This window comes from Pseudomonas sp. 05N434 (genome assembly GCF_056396965.1).
On the sequence record NZ_JBFTMK010000262.1, the window covers coordinates 1 to 13,965 of the forward strand.

A 13,965-nucleotide genomic window follows, 5' to 3' on the forward strand; every position below is an offset into this window, starting at 1 on the left:
TCACGGTGATCACGCCCTGCTTTTTGGCCCAACCGGTTTTTGGCCAGAACTTGCCGGCATTGTGTGCAATTGGCAGCACGGGCAATGACGCATTGACGGCCAACGCGGTGCCGCCTCGGGAGAACTTGCCGATGGTGCCGTAGGGAACGCGAGTCCCCTCCGGGAAAATCAGCACCCAGACATTGTCCTTGAGCAGTTCATCGCCCTTCTTCGCTACATGCTTGAGCGCGGCTTTCGGGTTGTCGCGGTCGATGGCGATCGGCCGCAGCATGGCCATGGCCCAGCCGAAGAACGGCACGTAGAGCAGTTCGCGCTTGAGCACCTGGCTCAACGGTTCGAAGTAGGCCGAGAGAAAGAACGTCTCCCAGGTGCTCTGGTGGTTCGACTGAATCACGCAGGGCTGTTCAGGCACATTCTCGGCGCCCTTCACTTCGTAGCGAATACCCAGAAAGACTTTGCTCAGCCACAAGGCGCAGCGGCACCAGTACACGTTGATAAAGCGATAACGCGCCTTGAACGGCAGAAACGGCGCGATAAAAAAGCTCAGGGTGCACCAGAGTAACGAACTGGTGCCCAGCAGCAGGTAAAAGAGGAAAGTTCTGATGGCCTGCAGTATCGACATGGCGACATTTACCGTTGCGGGCACTGCCCGCCTATTCAAGCGCACTCCCGATCAGTCCTTGGCCAGGATGTCAGAAGAGCCTTAGTTGTGGATAAGTTCTGCGGCAATCGCCGCCAGATCGTCAAAAATCAAGGTGCCTGCCGGTAGGGTCTTGCCCTGAGTCTTTTCGCCTTTCCCGGTCTTTACCAAAACTGGCTGACAGTCGACGGCTTTGGCGGCCTCCAGGTCACCGAGAGTATCGCCGACGAACCATAGATTCGTCAGCGAAACGTTGTAATGCGCGGCGATGGTTTTCAACATCCCGGGTTTTGGCTTGCGGCAATCGCAGCCATCGTCTGGCCCGTGCGGGCAATAGACGATCAGACCGACTTCGCCGCCCTGCTCTGCCACCAACTCGCGCAAGCGGGCGTGCATGGTCTCCAGGGTGGCGATGTCGTAATAGCCGCGAGCGATGCCCGACTGGTTGGTGGCGACCGCCACCGTCCAGCCGGCCTTGCTCAACTGCGCGATCGCTTCGATCGAACCGGGGAGTGGAATCCACTCCTCCACCGACTTGATGTACGCGTCGGAGTCGTAATTGATCACCCCGTCCCGATCGAGAATCAGCAGTTTCAACAGCAGCTCCTCAGCCCAGCAACGAAATGTCGGCGACGCCGAGGAACAACCCACGCAGACGCGCCAGCAGCGCATAGCGGTTGGCTCGCACCTTGGCGTCTTCGGCGTTGACCATCACGGCTTCGAAGAACGCATCCACTGGTTCGCGCAATGCGGCCAGACGCGCCAGCGATTCGCTGTACTGACGGGCAGCGGCCATTGGCTGCACAGCCTGGTCTGCCTGCTGGATCGCCGAATACAGCGAGAACTCGTTGGCGTTGTCGAAGTACTTGGCTTCAACGACCGTCGGCACGGAGCCTTCGACTTTGCTCAGCAGGTTCGACACGCGCTTGTTCACGGCGGCCAGGGCAGCGGCTTCCGGCAATTTGCGGAACGCTTCTACCGCTTGTACACGCTGGTCGAAGTCCAGGGCCGAACCCGGCTTCAGGGCACGTACCGACAGGTAGGTCGCGACGTCCACGCCTTCGTCTTCGTAACGGGCACGCAGACGGTCGAAGATGAACTCCAGCACGGCATCATTAAGGCCGGCAGCCTTGACCTTGGCACCGAACGCATTCACGGCGAAGGCCACGGCGTCGTTCAGGTCGAGGTCGAGCTTCTTGTCGATCAGGATCCGCAACACACCCAGCGCGGCGCGGCGCAGGGCATACGGGTCTTTGCTGCCGGTCGGCAGCATGCCGATACCGAAAATGCCCACCAGGGTGTCGAGCTTGTCGGCAATGGCCACGGCCGCACCGGTCAGGGTGGTAGGCAGTTCAGCGCCGGCACCGCGCGGCATGTACTGCTCGTTCAGCGCCAGGGCGACGTCTTCCGGCTCGCCGTCGTTGAGGGCGTAGTAGTAACCGGCGACACCTTGCATCTCCGGGAACTCACCGACCATTTCGGTCGCCAGGTCGCACTTGGACAGCAGGCCGGCACGCGCCGCCCAGGAAGCGTTACCGCCGATGCGAGCGGCAATGTAGGCCGCCAGTTTCGACACGCGCTCGGCCTTGTCGTAGACACTGCCGAGTTTTTCCTGGAACACCACGTTCTGCAGACGCAGATTGAATTCTTCGAGTTTTTGCTTCTTGTCTTGCTTGAAGAAGAACTCGGCGTCGGTCAGGCGTGGGCGAACCACTTTCTCGTTACCGGCGATGATCTGCTGTGGATCCTTGCTTTCGATGTTGGCCACGGTAATGAAACGAGGCAGCAACTTACCGTCGGCATCCAGCAGGCAGAAGTACTTCTGATTGTCCTGCATGGTGGTGATCAGCGCTTCTTGCGGCACGTCGAGGAAACGTTCTTCGAACGAGCACACCAGCGGCACCGGCCATTCAACCAGCGCGGTCACTTCGTCGAGCAGGGCTTGCGGAACGATCGCCGTACCTTCCTGCATGGTCGCCAGTTCATTGGTGCGCTTGCTGATCAGCTCGCGACGCTCGTTGGCATCGGCCAGTACATAAGCAGCACGCAGATCGTTCAGGTAGTTGGCCGGCGAGGTGATGCGCACGCTTTCAGGGTGGTGGAAGCGGTGACCACGGGAATCGCGGCCGGCCTTCTGGGCGAGGATGGTGCAGTCGATGACGTGGTCACCGAGCAGCATCACCAACCATTGGGTCGGACGAACGAATTCTTCCTTGCGAGCACCCCAGCGCATGCGCTTGGGGATCGGCAGGTCGTTCAGGGAATCTTCGACGATGGTCGGCATCAGGCTCGCGGTCGGCTTGCCGGCGATGCTTTGGCTGTAGCGCAGCTTCGGGCCGCTCTGATCGATTTCGCTCAGCTCGACGCCGCACTTCTTGGCGAAGCCCAGGGCTGCTTGAGTCGGGTTGCCTTCGGCATCGAACGCAGCCTGACGTGGCGGGCCGTCGAGGTTGATGCTGCGATCCGGCTGCTGGGTCGCCAGCGCGGTAATCAGCACGGCCAGACGACGCGGCGCGGCGTAGACGGTTTTGCTCTCGTAGTTCAGGCCCGCGGCTTGCAGGCCTTTGTCGATACCGGCCAGGAATGCCTCGGCCAGGGTGTTCAGCGCTTTGGGTGGCAGTTCTTCGGTGCCCAGTTCAACCAGAAAATCTTGAGCACTCATTGTGCAGCCTCCAGCTTGGCCAGTACTTCATCACGCAGGTCCGGGGTCGCCATCGGGAAGCCGAGCTTGGCGCGAGCCAGCAGATAGGCTTGCGCGACGGAACGCGCCAGGGTGCGTACACGCAGAATGTATTGCTGACGCGCGGTCACCGAGATCGCCCGGCGCGCATCCAGCAGGTTGAAGGTGTGGGAAGCCTTCAACACCATTTCGTAGCTCGGCAACGGCAGCGGCTGGTCGAGTTCGATCAGGCGCTTGGCTTCGCTTTCATAGAAGTCGAACAGTTCGAACAGCTTCTCGACGTTGGCGTGTTCGAAGTTGTAGGTCGACTGCTCCACTTCGTTCTGGTGGAACACGTCGCCGTAGGTCACCTTGCCGAACGGACCGTCAGCCCAGACCAGGTCGTAGACCGAGTCCACGCCTTGCAGGTACATGGCCAGACGCTCCAGACCGTAAGTGATCTCGCCCGTCACCGGGTAGCACTCGATGCCGCCCGCTTGCTGGAAGTAAGTGAACTGAGTCACTTCCATGCCGTTGAGCCAGACTTCCCAGCCCAGACCCCAGGCGCCCAGCGTTGGCGACTCCCAGTTGTCTTCGACGAAACGGATGTCATGCACCAGCGGGTCCAGACCCACGTGCTTGAGGGAGCCCAGGTACAGTTCCTGGAAGTTGTCCGGGTTCGGCTTCAGCACTACCTGGAACTGATAGTAGTGCTGTAGACGGTTCGGGTTTTCACCGTAGCGGCCGTCAGTCGGGCGACGACTGGGCTGCACATAAGCGGCGTTCCAGGTTTCCGGGCCAATGGCGCGCAGGAACGTGGCAGTGTGGAAAGTGCCGGCGCCTACTTCCATATCGTAGGGCTGAAGTACCACACAACCTTGCTCGGCCCAGTATTGCTGGAGGGCGAGGATCAAGTCTTGGAAGGTACGCACGGCTGGCGTAGGCTGGCTCACGAAATTCACCTGTTTCTTGGGCTGCGATTTAAAGAGCGGGAGTATACCCGATTCGGTCCTGCGCACGCCCCCTGGAGCCTTATGCCACGCTGCTTTTGGTGTACCGAAGATCCGCTGTACATGGCTTATCACGATCAGGAGTGGGGCACGCCGCTACGCGATGCGCAGGGATTGTTCGAGTTGCTTTTGCTCGAAGGGTTCCAGGCCGGGCTTTCCTGGATCACTGTATTGCGCAAGCGAGAGCGTTATCGCGAGGTGCTGTTCGGCTTCGACGTGCAGCGCGTGGCGCAGATGAGCGATGCGGAAATCGATGAATTGATGCTCGATCCGGGGATCATCCGCAATCGTCTCAAACTCAACGCAGCCCGGCGCAATGCCCAGGCCTGGCTGGAGCTGGAAGACCCGGTGGCGTTTCTCTGGTCGTTCGTCGGCGGCACGCCGGTGATCAATCATTTCAAGGATCGCAGTGAAGTGCCGGCGGTGACACCGGCCGCCATCGAGATGAGTAAAGGCCTGAAAAAAGCCGGCTTCACGTTCGTCGGCCCGACCATTTGTTACGCGCTGATGCAGGCTTCAGGCATGGTCATGGACCACACCCTGGATTGCGTTCGCTACGCCACGTTGACGAACGGCGGTTAGAATAGCCGCCTCGCGCACAGCACAAGATCAGGAGTGACCTGTGGATAAGTTTAAAGGCGCCTTGCTGGTAGGCGCTCTGCGGCTGTTTGCCCTACTGCCATGGCTGGTGGGTCAAAGCCTGAAAGACATCGGCAAGTCTCTGACTGAAAGCGCCTGCGCGTGGATCTGGCCGGCCCAGCGTTCCATTGAACTGGTGCGCGAAGTCGAAGGCCTCGACGTTTTGAAAGAGGCGTTGGCGTCCGGTAAAGGCGTGGTTGGCATCACCAGCCACTTGGGCAACTGGGAAGTGTTGAACCACTTCTATTGCAGCCAGTGCAAACCGATCATTTTCTACCGTCCGCCAAAACTGAAGGCGGTGGATGAGTTGCTGCGCAAGCAGCGGGTGCAATTGGGTAACCGGGTGGCGGCTTCCACCAAGGAAGGCATCCTCAGCGTGATCAAGGAAGTGCGCAAGGGGGGCGCGGTAGGCATTCCGGCTGACCCGGAACCGGCCGAATCCGCCGGGATCTTCGTGCCGTTCTTCGCCACTCAGGCCCTGACCAGCAAATTCGTGCCGAACATGCTCGCCGGTGGCAAAGCGGTCGGCGTGTTCCTGCATGCCCTGCGGCTGCCGGACGGTTCGGGTTACAAAGTGATTCTCGAAGCCGCGCCAGAGGCCATGTACAGCACCGATACCGAAACCTCCTGCGCGGCCATGAGCCAGGTAGTCGAGCGCTACGTGCGGGCTTATCCGAGCCAGTACATGTGGAGCATGAAGCGCTTCAAGAAGCGTCCACCGGGCGAAGCACGCTGGTATTGAGGTTGCTGTGGATAACTCCGCAGGCTGCGATCTATTGATCTTGGCCTGCGTTACCGCTGATCAGTGCGCCTGTCGCTCAAGCTTTTTCAGAAACACCGTCATCTCCTTCTCCGCCTGCTTGTCGCCATGGGCGCGGGCAGCTTCCAGACCCTGCTCCCAAGCCTGTCGCGCCGCCGCATAATCCGCCAGCGCCAGATGGGCCTTGCCCAAGAGCTTCCAGGCTGCCGAATACTTCGGATCGAACTCGACGCAGCGCTGGAAATGCTCTGCGGCCTTGGCGTTTTCCCCAAGATCCAGATAACCCTTGCCCAGGCCGAAGCGCAGCAATGAGTTATCCACACCCTTGGCGAGCATTTTTTCCAGGGATTCGATCATTGGGTGGCACCTCTGGTTTTTTGGGGGAGTTCGAAATCGCCTTCGCGGGCAAGCCTCGCTCCTACACGGTTCAGTCGTTCGCATAATAGCTGGACGGCTCAAACCTGTAGGAGCGAGGCTTGCCCGCGAAGAGGCCTTCGGATCAGAAGAAGCTCAACCCCACATGGAACAGCTTCTCCACATCCCGAATATGCTTCTTATCCACAAGGAACAGAATCACATGGTCGCCGGTTTCGATCACGGTGTCGTCGTGGGCGATGATCACTTCTTCATCGCGGATGATCGCGCCGATGGTGGTGCCCGGTGGCAGGCCGATGTTTTCGATGGCCTTGCCGATCACCTTGCTCGACTTCGCATCGCCGTGGGCAATCGCCTCGATGGCTTCCGCCGCGCCCCTGCGCAGTGAGTGCACGCTGACAATGTCCCCGCGCCGGACGTGGGCCAGCAAGGTGCCGATGGTCGCCAGTTGCGGACTGATGGCGATGTCGATGTCGCCGCCCTGGATCAGGTCGACGTAGGCCGGGTTGTTGATGATCGTCATCACCTTCTTCGCGCCCAGGCGCTTGGCCAGCAGCGAAGACATGATGTTGGCTTCGTCGTCGTTGGTCAGGGCGAGGAAAATATCGGCGTCGGCGATGTTCTCTTCCAGCAACAGATCCCGGTCTGAAGCACTGCCCTGCAACACCACGGTGCTGTCGAGGTTGTCCGAGAGGTAGCGGCAGCGGGCCGGGTTCATCTCGATGATCTTCACCTGGTAACGGCTTTCGATGGCCTCGGCCAGGCGTTCACCGATCTGCCCGCCACCGGCGATGACGATGCGTTTGTAGCTTTCATCGAGGCGGCGCATTTCGCTCATCACTGCGCGAATGTTCGCTTTGGCGGCGATGAAAAACACTTCGTCGTCAGCCTCGATCACCGTATCGCCTTGGGGCAGGATCGGCCGGTCACGACGGAAAATCGCCGCGACGCGGGTTTCGACATTCGGCATGTGTTCGCGTAACTGGCGCAATTGCTGGCCCACCAGCGGCCCGCCGTAGTACGCCTTGACCGCTACCAGCTGCGCTTTGCCTTCGGCGAAGTCGATCACCTGCAATGCGCCCGGATGCTGGATCAGGCGCTTGATGTAATTGGTGACTACTTGCTCCGGACTGATCAGCACGTCGACCGGAATCGCTTCGTTGTCGAACAGTTCGGCACGGGTCAGGTACGCGGCTTCGCGGACCCGGGCGATCTTGGTGGGGGTGTGGAACAGGGTGTGGGCGACCTGACAGGCGACCATGTTGGTTTCGTCACTGTTGGTCACGGCCACCAGCATGTCAGCGTCGTCGGCACCAGCCTGCCGCAGTACGGTTGGCAGCGAACCGCGACCCTGCACGGTGCGGATGTCCAGCCGATCGCCAAGGTCGCGCAGGCGTTCGCCATCGGTGTCGACCACGGTGATGTCGTTGGCCTCGCTGGCCAAGTGTTCTGCCAGCGAACCGCCGACCTGCCCTGCGCCGAGGATGATGATCTTCATCCAGTCACTCCCTTAAACCCGGTTAACCGCGCGCGGCGGCAATCTGGCGTGCGAGGTTTTCCCGCACCCGCACCAGACGCTTGGCTTCCAGATCCACAGCCACCACGCCGGCCAGTTTGGGCTCGGCCTCAAGGATGTGGCAGGTCTTGCCGCCCGGTGCGCAGCAGGCGTCCAGCACCCGCTGGCCCGGCGCGAGGTCCAGCAGATCGGCGGCCAGTTGTGCGGCTTCGTCCTGCACGCTGATCCAGCCTTCGGCGAAACCCGGCAGGCTGCGCACGTCGGCAGCAGCATCGAGAATGATGCCGTCGCGACTATAAATGCAGGGCTTGGCGGCCACGCCAGCGTCACTCAGCAAGCCAAGGTAAGCGTCGCGAGTGTGATGACGACGGTTGACCCGCAGAATCATCGGCGGGTGTGCGTTGTTCGCTGCGCAAATGGCTTCCCATTGTTCAGGCCAGAAGGCCTTGAGGGATTTTTGCAGCCAGCGCGGGTGGGCGGTGCGCACCACCGGGTCGCGTTCCAGCTCGGCCAGCAGCGCTTCGTTTTCCCGTTGGGCGCGGCGCAGTACGGCGTTGAGCAAGGCTTTGGCCCACGGCTTTTTCAGTTTATCGGCGCAACCGACGGTTTCGCCGATGGCGGCGTGAGCCGGGACGCGGGTATAGAGCAGTTGATAAAGCCCCACCAGCAACAGCGCCTCGACATCGGCATCAGCCGCCTTGAACGGCTTTTGCAGCAGCTTGGCCGCCAACGCCGACAAACGCGGCTGCCAGCGAGCCGTGCCGAACGCCAGGTCCTGGGTGAAGCCGCGATCGCGGTCTTCGACCTTGTCCATTTGTGTCGGCAGAGAACTGTTGAGTGAGGCTTTTCCGTTAAGGACTGCAGCAAGTGCCTTGGCGGCGGCCAGACGTGGGTTCATTGAGCGTCTGCCGTTTGACCGAGGACGGTGCCGACGGCAAATTTCTCACGACGGCTGTTGAACAAGTCGCTGAAGTTCAGTGCCTTGCCGCCGGGTAATTGCAGACGGATCAGGCACAGCGCCTGTTCACCGCAGGCGACGATCAAGCCGTCCTTGCTGGCGCTGAGGATTTTCCCCGGTGCGCCCTGCCCTTCGGCCAGGCTTGCGGCCAACACTTTCAGCGCTTCGCCGTTCAGCGTGCTGTGGCAGATCGGCCATGGATTGAAGGCGCGAACCAGACGCTCCAGCTCAACCGCCGGGCGGTTCCAGTCGATGCGCGCTTCGTCCTTGTTCAATTTGTGTGCGTAGGTGGCGAGGCTGTCGTCCTGCACTTCGCCTTCCAGTGTGCCCGCAGCCAGGCCGGCAATCGCCTGGATCACGGCCGGTGGGCCCATTTCTGCGAGGCGATCGTGGAGGCTGCCGCCGGTGTCTTCGGCGCTGATCGGCGTGGTGACCTTGAGCAGCATCGGTCCGGTATCGAGGCCGGCTTCCATGCGCATCACGGTCACGCCGCTTTCGCTGTCGCCCGCTTCAACGGCACGCTGGATCGGCGCCGCACCGCGCCAGCGTGGCAGCAAGGAGGCGTGGCTGTTGATGCAACCCAGGCGTGGGATATCCAGCACCACTTGCGGCAGGATCAGGCCGTAGGCGACCACCACCATCAAATCCGGTTTCAGCGCGGCCAGTTCCGCCTGAGCGTCTTCGTTGCGCAGGGTTGGCGGTTGCAACACCGGGATGTTGTGCTCCAGAGCCAATTGCTTGACCGGGCTTGGCATCAGCTTCTGTCCACGGCCCGCCGGACGGTCCGGTTGGGTGTAGACCGCAACGATCTCGTAAGGACTGCCCAGCAGGGCCTTGAGGTGTTCGGCGGCGAATTCCGGGGTGCCGGCAAAGACAATGCGCAGTGGCTCAGTCATGGAAGCTCTCAATTGCRAAGCATCTTGAAAAGAAAAAGGCTTGCCGCGGCAAGCCTTTGAAAGAAGGGCATCAAGCGTTCTGGCGGTGGAGCTTTTCCAGTTTCTTCTTGATCCGGTCGCGTTTGAGCGTGGACAGGTAATCGACGAACAACTTGCCGTTGAGGTGGTCGCATTCATGTTGGATGCACACGGCGAGCAGGCCTTCGGCGATCAGTTCGTAAGGCTGGCCGTCGCGGTCCAGGGCCTTGATCTTGACCTTTTGCGGGCGATCGACGTTTTCGTAGAAGCCCGGCACCGAGAGGCAGCCTTCCTGGTACTGACCCATCTCGTCGGTCAGGGTTTCGAACTCGGGGTTGATGAACACCCGCGGTTCGCTGCGGTCTTCGGAGAGGTCCATCACGACGATACGTTTGTGCACGTTGACCTGGGTAGCGGCGAGGCCGATGCCTGGCGCTTCATACATTGTTTCAAACATGTCATCGACCAACTGACGCACTTCGTCGTCCACTACGGCCACTGGTTTGGCGATAGTGCGCAGGCGCGAATCGGGGAATTCGAGGATGTCTAAAATGGCCATAAGCTTAATTGCTGCACGTGTGAGGTAAAGTCGGGTCGATGGCCTGGCGAGTCCGAAGATGCAGGCTACCGTTGTGAACGTAGCTTCCGGCTTTTCAATAATGAGCCGGAGGCGAGCCACGAGGGCTCTGGCGTTTCACGCGAACGTACATAATAAAGGGATTCACCGCATGAGGAAATCACTACTCGCCTTGCTCCTTCTGGCCTCGGCCGGTTTTGCGCATGGGCAAGTGCAACTCAGGGAAGGTTTTCCACAGCAATACACCGTGGTGGCAGGGGACACACTCTGGGACATTTCCGGCAAATACCTGCGTGAGCCGTGGCAGTGGCCGCAGCTTTGGCAAGCCAATCCACAGATTGAAAACCCCAATCTCATCTATCCCGGCGATACGCTGTCGCTGGTCTACGTCAACGGTCAGCCACGCCTGACCCTCAACCGCGGCGCTTCCCGGGGCACCATCAAGCTGTCGCCACGAGTCCGCAGTTCACCGGTGGCCGACGCCATCCCGAGCATTCCGCTGAAGTTGATCAACAGTTTTCTGTTGAGCAATCGCATCGTCGACAAGGTCGAGGATTTCGACAAGGCGCCCTACATCGTTGCCGGAGATGCCGAACGGGTACTCAGCGGCACCGGCGATCGAATCTTCGCGCGTGGCCATTTCGATCCGGCACAACCGGTCTACGGCATCTTTCGTCAGGGCAAGGTCTACACCGATCCGCAGAGCAAGGAGTTCCTGGGGATCAACGCCGACGACATCGGTGGCGGCGAGATCATTGCCACTGAAGGTGACGTCGCCACCCTGGCCCTGCAACGCACCACTCAGGAGGTGCGACTCGGCGACCGGTTGTTCAGCGGCGAAGAGCGCTCGATCAATTCGACTTTCATGCCCAGTGCGCCAAGCACCGACATCAATGGCCTGATCATCGATGTGCCGCGTGGGGTCACCCAGATTGGCGCGCTGGATGTCGTCACGCTGAACAAGGGGCAGCGCGATGGCCTGGCCGAGGGCAATGTGCTGGTGGTGATGAAAACCGGCGAAACCGTGCGCGACCGGATCACCGGTCAGCCCTTGAAAATCCCCGACGAACGGGCCGGCCTGCTGATGGTATTCCGCACCTACGACAAGCTCAGCTACGGGCTGGTGCTCAACGCATCGCGCTCCTTGGCGGTGATGGACAAGGTGCGAAATCCTTAAGCCTGCTCACAAGTTACCAACAGAGTTATCCACAGTTTATTCCCGATTCGACGGGACCTTATAACGATCAAGGATGATCCATGTCGCTGTCTGCCTGTACGTCCGTTTCCCCTGCGGAACTGGAAGCCCGTTTACGCCTGCACCTTTTGCCTGAACTCGGTCCGGCACGTTTCAAGAAGTTGCTGGAGGCTTTCGGTTCTGCCTCTAAAGCCATCAGCGCACCCGCCAGTGCCTGGCGCGCGTTGGGCCTGCCCCTCGCTTGCGCGGAGGCCCGGCGCTGCAGTGAAATTCGTGATGGCGCCAGCCACGCATTGGCCTGGCTAGAGCGTCCGGGCCAGCATTTACTGATGTGGGACCAACCTGACTACCCCGCGCTGCTGGCGCAAATCAGTGATGCGCCGCCGCTATTATTCGTCGCGGGCGATCCGGGCATTCTGGAAAAACCGCAGTTGGCGATGGTCGGCAGCCGTCGCGCATCGCGACCGGGCATGGATACCGCCAGTGCGTTTTCCCGCAGTCTGGCCGGCGCCGGTTTTGTCATCACCAGCGGTCTGGCCCTGGGCATCGATGCCGCCGCGCATCAGGCGGCTCTGGACGTTGGCGGGCAAACGGTAGGGGTGCTTGGCACGGGACTTGAAAATTTTTATCCACAGCGCAATCGACGACTGGCGGATGCCATGATCGCCTCGGGAAGCGCGGTACTTTCGGAGTTCCCGCTGGACGCCGGGCCTTCCCCGGGCAACTTCCCCCGGCGCAATCGAATCATCAGCGGTTTGTCCCTTGGTGTGTTGGTGGTCGAGGCAAGTATTGCCAGCGGTTCATTGATTACCGCGAGGCTGGCGGCGGAACAGGGGCGTGAGGTGTATGCGATTCCAGGTTCGATTCACCACCCTGGCGCAAAGGGTTGCCATCAGTTGATCCGCGACGGTGCGGTGCTGGTGGAAACCATCGAACACATCCTTGAGGCCTTGCGCGGCTGGCAACGGCTGCCGTTATCCACAGAAACGCCGCAAACGACGGTAACTCATCCACTGCTCATGTTGCTCCACGCGGCGCCTCATACCAGCGAAGCCCTGGCGGTCACCAGCGGCTGGGCCTTGTCGAAAGTGCTGGCAGCGCTGACGGAGCTGGAGATGGATGGCCGGGCGGTCTGTGAGAGCGGTCGATGGTTTGCGCGGGTAAACTAGGTTTTATAAGGAAGATCGGTAAACTGCGCAGAGCCTTATTCCGGAGAGTTTTTTCATGGTTAACAGTTGGCGTGTGCAACAAGCCGCACGAGAAATTCGCGCCGGGGCGGTCATTGCCTACCCAACGGAAGCCGTCTGGGGACTGGGTTGCGACCCGTGGAACGAAGAGGCGGTGGATCGTCTGCTGATGATCAAGGGCCGATCTGTGGATAAGGGCCTGATTCTGGTGGCCGACAATATTCGTCAGTTCGACTTCCTGTTCGAAGACTTCCCGGAGTTGTGGATGGACCGCATGGCCAGCACCTGGCCGGGCCCCAACACCTGGTTGGTGCCGCATCAGAATCTGTTGCCCCAGTGGATTACCGGTGTGCATGAAACGGTGGCGTTGCGGGTCAGCGACCACCCTCTGGTGCGGGACTTGTGTGCGGTGGTCGGCCCGCTGGTGTCGACCTCGGCGAACCCTCAGGGCCGACCGGCGGCACGGACGCGGATTCGCGTGGAGCAGTATTTCCGGGGGCAGGTTGATTATGTACTCGGTGGCAATCTGGGCGGGCGCAAGAATCCGAGTGTGATTCGCGATCTGGCGACGGGGCATGTGGTGCGCCCGGATTGAGACCGCGTCATCGTTCTTCGCGGGCAAGCCTCGCTCCTACAGGGGATCAATGTCGTTCCGTGATCGTGTGAACGACACAAATCCTGTAGGAGCGAGGCTTGCCCGCGAAGAGGCCCTCAAGGCAACAGAATCGTTGAACCAGTCGTACGGCGCGCCGACAACTCAGTCTGCGCCTTCGCTGCATCAGCCAGTGGATACCGCTGGCTGATGTCCACCTTCAGCTTGCCGCTGATGATCATCTCGAACAGTTCATCAGCCATGCGTTGCAGGTTTTCAGCATTGTTGGCGTAGGTCGCCAGCGTCGGCCGGGTCACGTACAGCGAACCCTTGGCCGCGAGAATCCCCAGATTCACCCCGTCTACTGCGCCTGAAGCATTACCAAAGCTCACCACCAACCCCCGAGGCGCAACGCTGTCGAGCGATGTCAGCCAGGTATCTTTGCCTACACCGTCGTACACCACCGGGACTTTTTTACCGTCAGTCAGTTCCAGCACGCGTTGTGCGACGTTCTCATGGCTGTAATCGATGGTCGCCCAGGCACCATTGGCTTTCGCCAGGGCGGCTTTTTCCGCTGAACTGACCGTGCCGATCAGCTTCACCCCCAGGGCCTTGGCCCATTGGCAGGCAAGCGATCCGACGCCGCCGGCCGCGGCGTGAAACAGGATGGTTTCGCCACCCTTGAGTTCATAGGTCTGACGCAGCAAGTACTGCACGGTCAGGCCTTTGAGCATCACGCCGGCGGCTTGTTCGAAGCTGATGGCGTCCGGCAGGTGCACCAGGTTGGCTTCCGGCAAGACATGCGCGTCGCTGTAGGCGCCCAACGGGCCACTGCCATAAGCCACGCGATCGCCAACCTTGAAGCGGGTGACTTCGCTACCGACTGCGTCGACCACGCCCGCGCCTTCGGCGCCCAGGCCCGATGGCAGGGCTGGCGGCGCAT

General features: G+C 60.7%; 14 protein-coding genes and 1 pseudogene. 5 read left to right on the forward strand and 10 right to left on the reverse strand.

The window, feature by feature from the left end; genetic code table 11:
• The 4 genes from AC1DLB_RS17170 to glyQ all read right to left on the reverse strand — a co-directional run.
• Window positions 1–622: lysophospholipid acyltransferase family protein (locus tag AC1DLB_RS17170; RefSeq protein ID WP_477785331.1), on the reverse strand; the 622-nt coding region annotated here is incomplete at its 3' end.
• Window positions 623–703: 81 nt separating this feature from the next.
• Window positions 704–1,243, reverse strand: a complete 540-nt coding sequence (gmhB, locus tag AC1DLB_RS17175) for a D-glycero-beta-D-manno-heptose 1,7-bisphosphate 7-phosphatase (RefSeq protein WP_167331188.1) — start codon at window positions 1,241–1,243, stop codon at window positions 704–706.
• Between the two features lie 4 nt (window positions 1,244–1,247).
• Complete coding sequence (gene glyS, locus AC1DLB_RS17180; protein ID WP_019651238.1) at window positions 1,248–3,302, reverse strand: glycine--tRNA ligase subunit beta; 2,055 nt, start codon at window positions 3,300–3,302, stop codon at window positions 1,248–1,250.
• Window positions 3,299–4,252 carry a glycine--tRNA ligase subunit alpha gene (gene glyQ, locus AC1DLB_RS17185; protein WP_003213601.1) on the reverse strand — a complete coding sequence of 318 codons (954 nt, stop codon included), beginning with the start codon at window positions 4,250–4,252 and terminating at the stop codon, window positions 3,299–3,301. The genes glyS and glyQ overlap by 4 nt, the downstream gene beginning before the upstream one ends.
• An 81-nt stretch (window positions 4,253–4,333) precedes the next feature.
• Between glyQ and tag the strand changes: the two genes are divergently transcribed.
• Both tag and AC1DLB_RS17195 read left to right on the forward strand, forming a co-directional pair.
• Complete coding sequence (tag, locus tag AC1DLB_RS17190) at window positions 4,334–4,891, forward strand: DNA-3-methyladenine glycosylase I (RefSeq protein ID WP_477743524.1); 558 nt, start codon at window positions 4,334–4,336, stop codon at window positions 4,889–4,891.
• Window positions 4,892–4,931: 40 nt separating this feature from the next.
• Window positions 4,932–5,690, forward strand: a complete 759-nt coding sequence (locus AC1DLB_RS17195; RefSeq protein ID WP_477785332.1) for a lysophospholipid acyltransferase — start codon at window positions 4,932–4,934, stop codon at window positions 5,688–5,690.
• Window positions 5,691–5,750: 60 nt separating this feature from the next.
• Here AC1DLB_RS17195 and AC1DLB_RS17200 read toward each other — a convergent pair whose 3' ends face one another.
• From AC1DLB_RS17200 to def, 5 genes and pseudogenes are all read right to left on the reverse strand, one after another.
• Window positions 5,751–6,065, reverse strand: a complete 315-nt coding sequence (locus AC1DLB_RS17200) for a tetratricopeptide repeat protein (RefSeq protein ID WP_018927310.1) — start codon at window positions 6,063–6,065, stop codon at window positions 5,751–5,753.
• 142 nt (window positions 6,066–6,207) lie between these two features.
• Window positions 6,208–7,581 carry a Trk system potassium transporter TrkA gene (gene trkA / locus AC1DLB_RS17205; protein ID WP_018927309.1) on the reverse strand — a complete coding sequence of 458 codons (1,374 nt, stop codon included), beginning with the start codon at window positions 7,579–7,581 and terminating at the stop codon, window positions 6,208–6,210.
• 46 nt (window positions 7,582–7,627) lie between these two features.
• A pseudogene (locus tag AC1DLB_RS17210) lies at window positions 7,628–8,497 on the reverse strand (transcription antitermination factor NusB); the annotation flags it as partial.
• Window positions 8,494–9,453: a methionyl-tRNA formyltransferase gene (fmt, locus tag AC1DLB_RS17215; RefSeq protein ID WP_477743523.1), complete on the reverse strand. Its 960-nt coding sequence runs from the start codon at window positions 9,451–9,453 to the stop codon at window positions 8,494–8,496. The gene fmt and the pseudogene AC1DLB_RS17210, both read right to left, overlap by 4 nt.
• A 70-nt stretch (window positions 9,454–9,523) precedes the next feature.
• Window positions 9,524–10,030, reverse strand: coding sequence for a peptide deformylase (def, locus tag AC1DLB_RS17220; protein ID WP_007941507.1), 507 nt, complete (start codon window positions 10,028–10,030; stop codon window positions 9,524–9,526).
• Between the two features lie 169 nt (window positions 10,031–10,199).
• Here def and AC1DLB_RS17225 point away from each other — a divergent pair, with 169 nt between their 5' ends.
• From AC1DLB_RS17225 to tsaC, 3 genes are all read left to right on the forward strand, one after another.
• On the forward strand, window positions 10,200–11,225 hold the full coding sequence (locus tag AC1DLB_RS17225; RefSeq protein WP_477743522.1) for a LysM peptidoglycan-binding domain-containing protein: 1,026 nt from the start codon (window positions 10,200–10,202) through the stop codon (window positions 11,223–11,225).
• Window positions 11,226–11,305: 80 nt separating this feature from the next.
• Window positions 11,306–12,412 (forward strand): DNA-processing protein DprA, encoded by a 1,107-nt coding sequence (gene dprA, locus AC1DLB_RS17230; protein WP_018927305.1) that lies wholly within the window; start codon window positions 11,306–11,308, stop codon window positions 12,410–12,412.
• A 55-nt stretch (window positions 12,413–12,467) separates the two neighbouring features.
• Window positions 12,468–13,025: an L-threonylcarbamoyladenylate synthase type 1 TsaC gene (tsaC, locus tag AC1DLB_RS17235; protein WP_018927304.1), complete on the forward strand. Its 558-nt coding sequence runs from the start codon at window positions 12,468–12,470 to the stop codon at window positions 13,023–13,025.
• A gap of 116 nt (window positions 13,026–13,141) precedes the next feature.
• Here the strand turns inward: tsaC and AC1DLB_RS17240 are convergent.
• Window positions 13,142–13,965: quinone oxidoreductase family protein (locus AC1DLB_RS17240; protein ID WP_477785333.1), on the reverse strand; the 824-nt coding region annotated here is incomplete at its 5' end.